This window comes from Ligilactobacillus pobuzihii E100301 = KCTC 13174, assembly GCF_000349725.1.
Taxonomy (GTDB): Bacteria; Bacillota; Bacilli; order Lactobacillales; family Lactobacillaceae; genus Ligilactobacillus; species Ligilactobacillus pobuzihii.
Genome location: NZ_APCP01000004.1, coordinates 25820 through 38339 on the forward strand (window position 1 = coordinate 25820; position 12520 = coordinate 38339).

At 40.1% G+C, this 12520-nt stretch carries 11 protein-coding genes and 1 tRNA gene; 3 read left to right on the top strand and 9 right to left on the bottom strand.

Annotated elements, in window-relative coordinates; genetic code table 11:
- Positions 1-17: 17 nt before the first annotated feature.
- From LACPOB_RS12360 to map, 4 genes are all read right to left on the bottom strand, one after another.
- Entirely contained in the window at positions 18-185 is a 168-nt protein-coding gene (locus LACPOB_RS12360) for a hypothetical protein (protein ID WP_161605882.1), read from the bottom strand.
- Positions 173-466, bottom strand: coding sequence for a hypothetical protein (locus LACPOB_RS0100105; RefSeq protein WP_017866825.1), 294 nt, complete (start codon positions 464-466; stop codon positions 173-175). Before LACPOB_RS0100105 ends, LACPOB_RS12360 begins: the two co-directional genes overlap by 13 nt.
- 520 nt (positions 467-986) lie before the next feature.
- Complete coding sequence (gene galU, locus LACPOB_RS0100110; RefSeq protein ID WP_017866826.1) at positions 987-1859, bottom strand: UTP--glucose-1-phosphate uridylyltransferase GalU; 873 nt, start codon at positions 1857-1859, stop codon at positions 987-989.
- A gap of 163 nt (positions 1860-2022) precedes the next feature.
- Positions 2023-2808: a type I methionyl aminopeptidase gene (gene map / locus LACPOB_RS0100115; RefSeq protein WP_017866827.1), complete on the bottom strand. Its 786-nt coding sequence runs from the start codon at positions 2806-2808 to the stop codon at positions 2023-2025.
- A gap of 260 nt (positions 2809-3068) precedes the next feature.
- On the opposite strand from map, the gene LACPOB_RS0100120 reads away from it, so the two are divergent.
- The 3 genes from LACPOB_RS0100120 (at position 3069) to LACPOB_RS0100130 (ending at position 6961) form a co-directional block, all read left to right on the top strand.
- The gene (locus LACPOB_RS0100120) at positions 3069-3533 is read left to right on the top strand and encodes a flavodoxin (RefSeq protein WP_017866828.1); all 465 of its coding nucleotides are present in this window, start codon (positions 3069-3071) and stop codon (positions 3531-3533) included.
- A 5-nt stretch (positions 3534-3538) separates the two neighbouring features.
- Positions 3539-3952 (top strand): GtrA family protein, encoded by a 414-nt coding sequence (locus LACPOB_RS0100125; RefSeq protein WP_026142678.1) that lies wholly within the window; start codon positions 3539-3541, stop codon positions 3950-3952.
- A gap of 126 nt (positions 3953-4078) precedes the next feature.
- A complete protein-coding gene (locus tag LACPOB_RS0100130) occupies positions 4079-6961 on the top strand; it encodes a YfhO family protein (RefSeq protein ID WP_017866830.1) in 2883 nt (960 codons plus the stop codon).
- Between the two features lie 239 nt (positions 6962-7200).
- Here LACPOB_RS0100130 and wecB read toward each other — a convergent pair whose 3' ends face one another.
- From wecB to LACPOB_RS0100155, 5 genes are all read right to left on the bottom strand, one after another.
- On the bottom strand, positions 7201-8343 hold the full coding sequence (gene wecB / locus LACPOB_RS0100135) for a non-hydrolyzing UDP-N-acetylglucosamine 2-epimerase (RefSeq protein ID WP_017866831.1): 1143 nt from the start codon (positions 8341-8343) through the stop codon (positions 7201-7203).
- A gap of 261 nt (positions 8344-8604) precedes the next feature.
- A tRNA-Arg gene (locus tag LACPOB_RS0100140) sits at positions 8605-8678 on the bottom strand.
- 65 nt (positions 8679-8743) lie between these two features.
- Positions 8744-9157: a DUF3284 domain-containing protein gene (locus LACPOB_RS0100145; RefSeq protein WP_017866832.1), complete on the bottom strand. Its 414-nt coding sequence runs from the start codon at positions 9155-9157 to the stop codon at positions 8744-8746.
- A gap of 121 nt (positions 9158-9278) precedes the next feature.
- Positions 9279-10583 carry a DEAD/DEAH box helicase gene (locus LACPOB_RS0100150; protein ID WP_017866833.1) on the bottom strand — a complete coding sequence of 435 codons (1305 nt, stop codon included), beginning with the start codon at positions 10581-10583 and terminating at the stop codon, positions 9279-9281.
- Positions 10573-11610 carry a Gfo/Idh/MocA family protein gene (locus LACPOB_RS0100155; protein WP_017866834.1) on the bottom strand — a complete coding sequence of 346 codons (1038 nt, stop codon included), beginning with the start codon at positions 11608-11610 and terminating at the stop codon, positions 10573-10575. Before LACPOB_RS0100155 ends, LACPOB_RS0100150 begins: the two co-directional genes overlap by 11 nt.
- Positions 11611-12520: the final 910 nt, after the last annotated feature.

Here is a 12520-nt window from a genome sequence, read left to right on the forward strand (position 1 = left end):
ACTCCATATTTCTTTAATTACTCAGGCATCGTTTCTGTATCAGACGACTGCTCAGTATCCCCGGTTGTTTGCGAAGTTGAATCATCGCTTGTATTCTCGCTACTATTATTAGTATCATCCGTTGGGACCTTGATCTGCACGCCGGCTGAAATATCACGAGACTCCAAGTTGTTTAATGAGACCAATTCATCAACCGTTGTGTTGTATTCATCAGCAATCGTTGACAATCATCTGAACCTGACTGCTTGCCATATTTTGCTTTTGCCAGCGAACGTTGCTTATTATATTCCTTTTTTTGGTAAGCAGCGTTATTGCCAAAAGAAGCCTGAACACGACTTTGAACAATTGGACTCTTCCACGCCCAGACACCGATGATCAATAGTAAAGCGACTGTTAATACTGTCCAACCGAGTCTTTTGAGTATCTTTTTGTGTCTTGAATGTCCGTGTTTTTTATGTTTACCCATTATTATAACTCCCCTAATCTCGTTAATTATGTATTAAAACACAATGTTTAACCACGTTAACTAAAAAATATTTAATAAAATACACAAAAAATATTGCTTGTTCTATTTTACACTAAATATCAGAAAAATAGTAGGAAATTATCAATTAACAAAATATAACACTAGTCGATCGAGACAGCTTTAAACTTCATGGCTTTTATTACTTTTAACTACTAGTCTTATGAAAACAAGGTAGACAGTCTAGCATAGCCTTTTAAAAAAAGCAAAAGTAGAAAAAAGAAGGGGCTGGGACCAAACTAGCTGTCCAATCCTAAAAGGGCCGTCGATTTAACCCAATTTAATGGGATAAATCGACGGCCCTTAAATGTGTTCCAAAAGATTGAAGCCTTACTGTAACAACGATTGCGTTATTCTAGTCCTTCGCTTCGCTACGACCCAAAATAACGCAATCATCGTTATAAAGCGGCTTCAAGGTATCTTTTGTCTCACTCTCTTCTTGAAGTGAGTCAAATCAGCCGCTTTATTTCAATTTTTTGCTGAGTTCTTTAATGTAAGCTGACAGATCATCTTTAACTTCCGGATGACGTAAGCCAAATTCGATCGAAGTCTTTAAATAACCAAACTTGTAACCAACATCGAAACGATCGCCCTTGAATTCATGAGCAAAGACCCGTTGGATCTTGTTCAAACGATCGATCGCATCAGTCAGTTGAATTTCGTTACCGGCACCAGGCTTCTGTGTTTCCAACATTGAAAAGATCTCGGGCGTTAACAAGTAACGACCAATGATGGCCAGATCTGAAGGTGCTTTATCCACTGCTGGCTTTTCAACGAACCGCTTAACATCGTACAAACCAGGTTTAGTTTGTGCAGCTGGGTCGATCACACCATATTTGTTAACTTCTTGATGTGGCACTTTCATCACAGCCAAAGTTGACGCGTGAGTATCATCATAGCGATCCATCAATTGCTTAGTTAACGGGACCTTATCTTTCATAATATCGTCACCCAACATTACAACGAATGGCTCATCACCAACAAAGTCTTTAGCCATCAAAACAGCATCGCCCAAACCACGAGGATGTGATTGCCGAATAAAGTACAAGTTGATATCCGTCGTCTGTTCGACCAATTTCAAGAGTTCAGTTTTACCCTTGTCTTTCAAGTTTTGTTCCAACTCAGGCACCGAATCAAAATGGTCTTCGATCGGACGCTTACCTTTCCCGGTAACCACTAAAATATCTTCGATACCTGATTTTTTAGCTTCCTCAACGATATATTGGATCGTTGGTTTATCGATGATCGGTAGCATTTCCTTAGCTAAAGCCTTAGTTGCCGGTAAAAAACGTGTACCTAAGCCAGCAGCAGGGATAACAGCTTTCCTTACTTTCATTTGATCGCTCCTCTTTAACAAATAGTATTTATTACTAGTATATTTATATCAAGCTTTATTAAATACATCACAGGCATCGACCACAACTACACGGTCAAGCTTTGAATGTTTAAAACTAGTTTTTATCTAACTTGATTTAAAGCGATTATACTTGTTTTATATATTAAAGTAAATATTTTGCGTCAAACTCCGGATCTTGAGAAGTTAAGATCTTTGGACCATCATTTGTGATCGCAAGCGTATGTTCATACTGACAGCAAATACTGCCGTCTTGTGTCCGAGCGGTCCAACCATTGGGATCATCCATAACCGCTTGCCAGTCCCCCATCGTGATCATTGGTTCGATCGTGATCGTCATACCTGGACGTAAGCGCAAGCCTTTACCTGCCTCGCCATAATGTGGCACATTCGGACTTTCATGCATTGTCGGTCCAATACCATGTCCGATAAATTCGCGCACATCACCAAAGCCATTTTCATCTTCAGCAAAGTGTTGGATAGCCGCACCGATATCCCCGATCCGGTTACCAACTTGAGCTTGGTCGATACCTAAGTACAAGGATTTTTTCGTTACATCCATCAAACGGTCGATCTCAGGCGTTGATTTTCCGACTACATATGACCAACACGAATCACTCATTGCACCATGATAGTTAACAACAGTATCAACTTTGACTAAGTCACCATCTTTAAAGATCAGATCTTTGCGGGGAAAGCCATGGCAGATCTCGTCATTAACTGAGATACAAGTAGCGTATTTGAATCCTTCAAAACCGATCTGTTCTGGAATTGCGTCGTGTTCCTTGAAATACTTCAAGGCAAATTCTTCAATATCCCAGCTGGACATACCTGGTTTGATCATTTCACGCACACCAGCATGCATACCAGCTAGAATAGCACCCGATTCAGCCATTTCATGGATCTCACGGGGCGATTTTAATGTAATCATCTATTAGTTACCTCCAATTATTAACAACTCTTGGATAAAAATATTTTTGTACGACCTAAGAGTTTCTTTGCGAGTCATTTTCCATTAATACTACCACCACAGTAAAGTGGCCAAGCAATATTTTAGAATATTTGCTCAATCACTTACCCATTATAACGTATTTAGTGATTAATGTTTAATTTTATCAAAGTAGTTGATAAATTATGCACATAATCTGCTATAATAGCTCTTGATATAACACATTGAAAGAAGGATCAGTCATGCCAACGGCAAAAGTTGTTTTCGCCACGATCACAGGAAATAATGAAGACATCGCAGATATCATATCAGATAATTTGGAAGATCAGGGATTTGAGATCGAACAGATCGAGATCTCACAAGCTGAGATCGAAGACTTCGAAGAAGCTGATATTTGTGTCATCTGTCCTTATACTTATGATGAAGGTGCCTTACCTGATGAAGGTTTGGATTTTTATGATGATTTAAAAGAAGACGCGCAGCTTGATGGCAAAGTTTATGGAGTTGCCGGCTCTGGTGATACTTTTTACGAAGGATTTTACTGCACTGCGGTCGATGACTTCAGTAATGCCATGAAAGGTGCTAATGCCATCCAAGGTGCACCCGACTTAAAAATCAATCTTGCTCCTGATTCAAACGAAGACCTAGCAGCCCTCGATGATTTCAGCAAAAAATTGGTTGAAACATACCAAGAACAACAAAAATAATGGAAATGATCAAAAAAATGTGGCTTAAATATAAAGGTGTGATCGCCTACTTATTCTTTGGTGGTCTAACGACTTTGATCAACATCGTAGCTTTCTATCTTTTTGGCACAGTCTTTGACCTGTATTATCAGCTTGCAAATGTGATCGCCTGGCTGCTATCGGTCTTATTTGCATTTTTTACAAATAAAGTCTGGGTTTTTGGCTCCAAGTATACAACAGCTAAAGCTTTCTGGAGCGAAATGGGAAAATTTTTCTTTTACCGTGGAGTATCACTGCTCGTTGACGCCTTTATCATGTATTTAGGGATCTCAGTCTTTAAGATCGACGACAACCTGACAAAACTGATCGACCAAGTTTTCGTAGTCGTGATCAACTACTTCTTCAGTAAATTTTTAATTTTCAAGACTAACGATAAATAAGTTACCAAGACTTGTTTACTGGAAAACCTGTTTTAAAATTAGAAGAAACAATTAAAAATCTCCAATTCATTATTGCTAACCTTTTTTTTAAGGTACAATGTTAAAGAATGAATTGGAGGTTTTTTTGTGCATTTTTCGGTCAAACATCATAAAATCAAACATTTATACCGTGATTACACAATTGTCTTCTTGCTTGTCGCTCTTTGTATGTTCGGTACATATTGGATCACTGGCCATTCGTTGATCTGGCGCTTAGATGGCGCCAACCAGCATTTGCCATTATTAGAAAACTTTCGCCAAGCAATGGGTGATTTATTAAGCGGAAAAATTGATTCACTACCTCAGTGGTCTTATCAGATGGGCTTGGGGACTGACAATTTTTCCGTCTATTCTTACTACTTGATTGGCGATATTTTCGCTTATTTAACGCTCTTATTTCCTGTTAGCAAAGTAGTAATAATATATCAGTGGCTGATCATCTTGCGTTTATACTGTGCAGGCCTATCTTTTGTCTTTTTTGCCTCACATTTTAATTTCAGTAAAAATGTTATCAACACAGGGGTCTTGGTTTACCTATTCAACGCCTTCTTATTGTATTCAGCAGAAGCACAACCATTTTTTACCACGCCTTTTATCATCTTCCCGCTTTTAGTATTAGGGATCGAGAAGATCTTACAAGGCGGTTCGCCGTGGCCTTTGACATTCACTTTTATCTGGATGTTGTGTAGTAACTATTATTTCGCCTTTGTTTTAGGGTTAGGTGCGATCATTTATTTGATCTTGCGCGTGGTACTTTATTACTTGCATGACTTAAATTACCTGAAGACTCTGGGCAAATTAGTATTTGCGACGATCACGAGTGTTTTGACTTCAGCCATTATTTTAGTACCCGTGGTCTTTGCCGTAACGAACTCAACGCGGGCTGCCAGTAATTTCGCCAATGGTCTAAAAATGTATCCACTCTATTACTATTTAGCCTTACCATCGCAATTTATCAACGGTGGCAACCGTGATTTTTATTTCTGGTCAGCTCTAGGTTTTGCCAGCATTGCCTTTTTTGCGATCATCTTTATCTTTAGTCGCTTTAAGCGTTACAAATTATTAGCAACAACCTTCGTCCTAAGTTTTATCATGTTGTTATTCCCATTTTTCGGCGCGCTTTTTAACGGCGGTATGGCACCTTCCAACCGATGGACCTTGCTTTTGTGTCTACCGCTCGCACTGGCAACTTGTGCCCTGATCAAAAATGCGTCATGGTTATCTGACCGCTTATTTAAATACTTTAGCTATGCCCTACTAGTTTATGCAGCTGTCATTGGCATCACTTATTATTTTGAAAGTGATGAAAAACTATTCGTTCCGTTTATCTTTTTGTTTATCAGTTTGGCAGCTTTAATGCTCGTGCATTTCAAAAAAGTGGCTCATCCGACCCGTTTCTTGTTACTGGTCGTCTTGGCCAATGTTTCCTTGAATGCCATTTACTACGAAGCACCTTACAATGGCGGGTATTCAAATGAAATGTTACCCACCAAAACCTACGAGAACTTGAAGAAAAAAATGTATGCTGGTTTAGATCATAGGCTAGCGCCAGTCGATCAAAAAGGTTATCGAGTCTCATCAACTAGTCAAAACTTCGATCTGGGTGCAGGCTATAATTTGTACAATAATTTACCGCAAACAACGACCACTTTATCTTCTTATTATTCCGTCCAAAATAAATACGTGGGCGAATTTTCCGAGGACATGCAAAACATTCAGTACGACGCTAACGTACCTTTACGTCAGGTCGATGACCGTACGATCTTGAATAATTTTCTAGGTGTGCGTTACATCTTTAACTGGCTCAACCAAGACAATTACAAAAAGATACCAGCTGGTTATTACTTAGATAAAACCACAAAAATGGTCACTGACCCTAACCATGACAGTCAAAAAGACCAACAAGCGCGACGTTATAAGTCAGATAATGCTTTCCCGCTTTTTTATTGGCAAGACCAAGTCTTTACTGATAAGCAACAACGTAAATATACTGCCAGCCAAAAAGAGCGGGCATTAGCAAGTGGTGTCAAAGTTAGCGAAAAAGCCGCGGCTGGACTAAAACGTGCCACGATCAAAGACCAAACTGTCGAAATTCCTTATCGTTTGATATCAAGCCGTGGTAACGAGATCGACACACATAATGTCGCTAAAATGGATAGTGATGAAACTTATCAATTGTTATTAACACGGCCACAAGATCAAGAAGATGATAAATATTATCCAGATTCTGAGCTCCATTTAGAGTTTGACAACATCGAATACGAACCATTTTCCTTAAAAGACCAGATCAAACTCGAGCAACTTCATAAAAGCTCACAAGGGATCCACGGTCTACTGGATCAAAATAACCGTTACAATTATTACAAATACCTGCGTTATCATGTCTTACAAGGTTCACCTGATTCTAGTTTTAGTCTTAAAGTTGATTCTTCACGTGGAACTGAAACTATCAAGCAGCCTAAACAAGATGCCCTTTCTTTTTATAAGGACATCACGAATGGTACGATGAACGTTGGTCACTTTGATAATTCATTGCCAGAGTCACTAACTTTTACCCCATCGAAATTAGGTAACTACAGTTTCGATTTGAAAGTTATTGCGACTCCGTTGGCAAAAAATGGCCAGTATCAAAAACAAGTTAAACAGATCCAACAAAATAAATTAGACGATCTCAAATTACAAAAAGACCAGATCACTGGACGGATAAAAACAAATAAAGCGGGGATCTTAACGTCCACTATCCCTTATTCCAAGGGGTGGAAGGTCAAGGTCAACGGCAAAAAACAGAAACTCTTACGAACTAACACCGCCTTTATCGGGGTCAAATTACCGCAAGGAAACAACAAGGTCAGCTTTACCTACGAATTACCTGGTGCCAAATTAGGTACTGTCTTATCGCTTGTTGGTCTATTGTTCGCTCTAGTTGGCGGCATCGTTTCCTTTGTCTTTTATCGTTATTCAAGAAAATAATGAGCAAAAAAAGTGCTACAGACTAAATTTCAGTCCGTGGCACTTTTTGAGTTTGCAAAATAATTTTCTAATGACATTTCTCCTTGAAAACAGACACTACTATTACATAACATAATCTCAAGTATCATGATTTTTGTAATTGCTTTTATAAGGCTTTACAAATACAAGTGTGACCATGTAAAAATCGAACCTAATATAAAAAAATCGTGCTCCTTTTGAGAACACGATTCGTTTACTTCTTATTTAAAATCAGTTGGACGTTTTTTTTGCATACCAAAATGATACTTGATAGCTGCTAAGATCCGTTGTGATGCCTGCCCATCGCCATATGGGTTAGAAGCTTCAGACATTGCACGGTAACTTTTTTCATCGTCAAGTAAATTCAACATTTCTGTTTTAACCTGATCATAGTCTGTCCCGACCAATTTAAGTGTACCGGCACTGACACCTTCTGGTCGTTCTGTGGTATCACGTAAGACTAGGACGGGTTTGCCTAATGAAGGTGCTTCTTCTTGGACACCGCCGGAATCAGTCATAATAAAATAGCTGCGTGCGGATAAGTTATGAAAGTCGATCACGTCTTGCGGTTCGATCAAATGTACGCGGTCGATGCCATCGAAAACTTCATGAGCGATCTCACGCACAGCTGGGCTTAAATGGACTGGATAGACGATCTCAACGTCCGGGCGTTCTTTAAGTACTTGGCGCATAGCACTGAACACTTGACGCATCGGCTCACCTTGACTTTCACGTCTGTGCATCGTCACTAAGATCATCCGATGACCTGCCGCAATTTCATCTAAAGCTGAATGATGATAATCTTTTCGGACAGTTTCATTCAAAGCATCGATGGCAGTATTACCCGTCACAAAAATTTTATCTTGCGGATGATTTTCCTGTAACAGGTTAGCTTGACTCTGTTTTGTCGGCGCAAAATAAAGATCACTCAAAACATCAGTCATCTGACGGTTCATTTCTTCAGGATATGGCGAGTACTTATTCCAAGTCCGTAAACCAGCTTCGACATGTCCCAATGTCTTTTGGGCATAAAAAGTCGCAATACTTGCCGCAAAGGTTGTCGTTGTATCACCGTGAACCAGAACAATATCTGGCTGTGCTTGTGCGATCACCTGGTCTAATTTTTGTAAAACATCGGTCGTGATGTCATTCAATGTTTGACCTTGATGCATAATATTTAAATCATAGTCAGGTTTAATATCAAAAATCCCTAGTACCTGATCGAGCATTTCTCGATGCTGCGCTGTTACGACTGTGATCGGCTCGAATTCATCCGGACGCTTCTGCATTTCCTTGATCAAGGGTGCCATTTTAATTGCCTCAGGTCGTGTACCAAACACCGTCATGATTTTGATCTTATCCATTTTTTCCACTCCATTAACTTAATTTCATTATTATTATTTTTATTTCTGTAGCCTTAAACTATCGGGTTTGTAAGTGAATCAGGCTAGGCTTTACTTTAAATAGTTGAGTTTTGATGCAAATTAGCTGCAACCAAACGCCCCTTTGGCAAACTTGCGTACAGTTAACTAACAACTAGATGTCACTTGCTATTTTACGTTCAGACTAGTTTTACTTTAAAAAAAATGGCATGCCTGCACTATGCAGGCATGCCATTTTTTTTATGCGCTTGATCGGAATTGAACCGATGACCTACCGCTTAGGAGGCGGTTGCTCTATCCTGCTGAGCTACAAGCGCATGTAGCAACCAGCCTTTACTAGTATAGCGGTTAAAAAGCCATAAAGTCAATAGGATCAAACATTTTAATACCCAACTTCGATCTGCTTTAAGACCTTTCTGAAGTTGCTAGCCTGCAACCAACCTAAAAATAAATTAGTTGTCTTATTACGCAACCCATGCAATAAGTTTTTAGCTTTGACGCGCTGGCTAAATGTGACTTCGACTTTGTCAGCTGCCAAAGTCTTAAGATCAAAAGCTTTCGAAATCAGTTCATTTTTTGTTTCAACTTGATAATGGTAACTTTGCGCAAAAGAAACCTTGTTTAACACGATTCGACAGTTTTGTCCTGCATCGTTTTCGGAAACATAACTAAAATTAGTTAAATCGTCTTCAGTGACCCACTCGCCAGTGGCCTCGAAAATGTCGTAAATCCTTGAATCTATCAACCGTTCAAAAATATACTCAGCCGATACGTTTAATTTAATTGAAGTCTTCATGCAGACCACCTCATCTTTTTAGTTAAGTTGCCTGACCCATACTTATCATAAGCCATTTAACTTCAAATTGAAAGCAAGTACTCCCAGCTTAAGGTTTTTCTTAAAGTTAGGGTACGCACTATCAAATGGAGTCCGATGAGCCGTCCATTTTCTTTTTTGACTTCGGTTTCCCCTTATTTTTACGGTCACGCTTGCGATTCTTTTTGTGCTTAACTTTTTGGTTTTGCTTCTTTTCTGCGGCAGTCATTTGCTTGACCTGCGCCTTGGCCTTTTTCTTCTTTTTCGGTTTATTTTCCTGCTTGTTTGAAGCCTGAGCCGCCTTTAAGTCAGTTACTAATTGGTGTTGATAAACATAGCCGGTCTGCAGATCGTACCCTTCATTACCTACCAATTGCTTGAATTGACGTAAGTCGTGTTCATTACCTAAATTGATCACAGCGCCCTGTGCTCCCATTCGGCCAGTACGACCACTACGGTGAATATAAGTCGTGAGATCACGTGGAATATCAAAGTTGACCACAGCCGGTAATTGTGCAATGTCTAAACCGCGAGCAGCCACGTCAGTCGTTAATAGTAAGCGGATCTTACGTTTACGAAGATCAGCTAGAGCTTGTTTACGTTTCTGAGAACTTTGACCAGAACTCAATTCACCAACTGCGACATGTTGAAAAGCTAACTTTTCGGCGACATCTTTAACGTTTGTCGTGGAATCAAAGAAAACTAGACCAGCAAAGTCATCCAAGTTGGCGAGTTTACGCAACATTTCCACTCGTTTACGCTCAGGACTTTCAATCAAATAATGCACCACGTGCCCTTGAGTATCATCAATTTGACGAACATCGATCACTTTGGGTTCGATGCCAAACCAATGAGGGACGTCATTTAACTTGGCAGAATCAGTTGCCGAAAAAAACGACAACTGCACATCAGCCTTAGCGTGTCCCACGATCTCACGACACGCTGCCATCGAAGCATCATCAGCTAACATCTGATCTGCTTCATCGATCACACAAGATGTTAACTTGTGCATCTTTAACTTACGCTCATTGATCACATCTAAGATCCGACCTGGAGTGCCAACAACAACTTCAGGGTGTTTCTTTAATTTTTCGTACTGGCGCTTAACGTTGGCTCCACCGATCACCGCGATCGATTTCATGCCTAGCAAAGACGCAAAGCGCCCCATGACGTTATTGACCTGTACAGCTAATTCTTGTGAAGGTACCAAGACTAACAACTGCGTGCCATCTTTAGACAAGAGTGTTTCGAGTAAAGGCATGGCATAAGCTAAAGTTTTCCCCGAGCCAGTTGGTGCGTAGCCGATCACATTTTCTCCCGCAGATAAAGGACCATAAACCGCCTTTTGAATCGGACTTAGCTCAACAAATTTTTCTTTTTCAAATTCCTCAACAAACTTAGGATTCATTATTTTCCTCTTCTACTTCTTTGGCCACTTTGTCAGCCTTAAATTTAATATTGGCACTTTGCCGTAATTGATACAGCACTTTATTGACCTGCACGGCATAAGCAAGCCAGTCTTCTTCCAATTGTTTAGCGTCATTTGAATCTTTGTCGTTCAAGACATCCGCAAATTCATTAGCTTCAGCGACCATCGGATTATCTGCTTGTTTGACAGATAGATCTTTTTGATGACCATTTCCATCGTCTAAAACAACTTTATTTAAATCACCTGAGTGGTCCATCCGGATCGTCTCTTTCAAACCATAGATCTCACCTGGCAAATATGAGTTAACATTTTTAGCTAAGTTTAAGGTCACGTCAAAGTCTGGATAATGTAAAACTGCGATTCCCTTGCCATCAACGCCAGTCTCTAAGATCGTAGCATGATAATCTACGCTACTTGGCATTCCGAACCATACGATCGCATCATACACTAGGTAAACACCTAAGTCTTGGACACAACCACCAGAAAAATCAGGTGAAAAAATATTAGGTTCTTTACCAGCTAGAACTTGGTCGTAGCGAGAAGAATACTTTGCATAAGTCAACGTCGCTCCTTGAACAACATTCAACGATTCCACGGCTTTAGCAACAGCGCGGAAGTTTGGTTCATGCACATGACGTGCAGCTTCAAACAAGAATGTATCTGGATGTTGCCGTAAGAGCTGGATCAATGCTTTCATTTCAAATGGATTAGAGCAGGCGGGTTTTTCGACCACAACATCTTTGCCCGCTAGAATAGCCTGTTTACATTGTTCAAAGTGCAAACTATTGGGTGATGCAATATAGACAGTGTCAAAACTCCCCTGGTCAAAAAAGTCATCTAAGTTATCGAAAAATTCAGAAGTACTTGCAAATTTATCGCCAAATTGATGAGCTTTATCCAAGGTCCGTGAATAAACGGAAGTCAACTGCCACTTACCAGTTTCATGAGCAGCGTTAACGAACTGTTCGGTGATCCAATTTGTACCAATAATACCAAGTTTTAACATGAAATAACCTCCTAATGAAAAACAGAGCGAAGTGAGACGACTAGAAGCAAAGCATTAACGGAATTCAGACTTATAACGCGCTTTTCAGCGTTGTAAGTTTGAATTTGGTTAAGCGTATGCTGCTGTCTCACGGAGCTCGAATATAAAAAACAGAGCGAAGCAGCTCGACCAGTAGACGAGCACTAGCAGACTTTAGCGCCATATTGCGATTTTAGTAATGTGGTGATGAAGTTAGCTAGGCGCAGTCTGCTGAGCTGCGGAGCTCGAATATGAAAACAGAGCGGAGCATGGCGGTCAGCAGGCGAGCACTAACGGGCAGGGACACTATAATGCGTTTTTAAGCATTGTAGTGGACGTGTTGGTTAGGCACAACCTGCTGTCATGCGGAGCTCGAATATGAAAACAGAGCGAAGCAGCTCGACCAGTAGACGAGCACTAGCAGACTTTAGCACCATATTGCGATTTTAGCAATGTGGTGATGAAGTTAGCTAGGCACAGTCTGCTGAGCTGCGGAGCTCGAATATGAAAACAGAGCGGAGCATGGCGGTCAGCAGGAGAGCACTAACGGGCAGGGACACTATAATGCGTTTTTAAGCATTGTAGTGGACGTGTTGGTTAGGCACAACCTGCTGTCATGCGGAGCTCGAATAATCAACAGTGTCAACCAAGACACCATAATTTTCGCTTACTCCTATTCTACCAGAAAACAACACCAAGGTATAATTACAGAGTGCTTTTTTGTCAAATTTAGCGTAGAAAAAACTTGTCCACACAAAGCATGAACAAGTTCCTATCTCAAAGCTAGTTTTGTTGGTTACTAAAGGTTGAAAGTTAAATAATACAAAAAAGCCCCGAATTTTCGGGGTTTTTTCTGTATAAAATAGACATGAATTGCTCCATATCTGTATAA

What these genes read in the sequence shown, in the direction of transcription:
- LACPOB_RS0100105 (WP_017866825.1), bottom strand. Translation starts at nt 466, where the DNA reads ATGGGTAAACATAAAAAACACGGACATTCAAGACACAAAAAGATACTC.
- galU (WP_017866826.1), bottom strand. Translation starts at nt 1,859, where the DNA reads ATGAAAGTAAGGAAAGCTGTTATCCCTGCTGCTGGCTTAGGTACACGT.
- map (WP_017866827.1), bottom strand. Translation starts at nt 2,808, where the DNA reads ATGATTACATTAAAATCGCCCCGTGAGATCCATGAAATGGCTGAATCG.
- LACPOB_RS0100120 (WP_017866828.1), top strand. Translation starts at nt 3,069, where the DNA reads ATGCCAACGGCAAAAGTTGTTTTCGCCACGATCACAGGAAATAATGAA.
- LACPOB_RS0100125 (WP_026142678.1), top strand. Translation starts at nt 3,539, where the DNA reads ATGATCAAAAAAATGTGGCTTAAATATAAAGGTGTGATCGCCTACTTA.
- wecB (WP_017866831.1), bottom strand. Translation starts at nt 8,343, where the DNA reads ATGGATAAGATCAAAATCATGACGGTGTTTGGTACACGACCTGAGGCA.
- LACPOB_RS0100145 (WP_017866832.1), bottom strand. Translation starts at nt 9,157, where the DNA reads ATGAAGACTTCAATTAAATTAAACGTATCGGCTGAGTATATTTTTGAA.
- LACPOB_RS0100150 (WP_017866833.1), bottom strand. Translation starts at nt 10,583, where the DNA reads ATGAATCCTAAGTTTGTTGAGGAATTTGAAAAAGAAAAATTTGTTGAG.
- LACPOB_RS0100155 (WP_017866834.1), bottom strand. Translation starts at nt 11,610, where the DNA reads ATGTTAAAACTTGGTATTATTGGTACAAATTGGATCACCGAACAGTTC.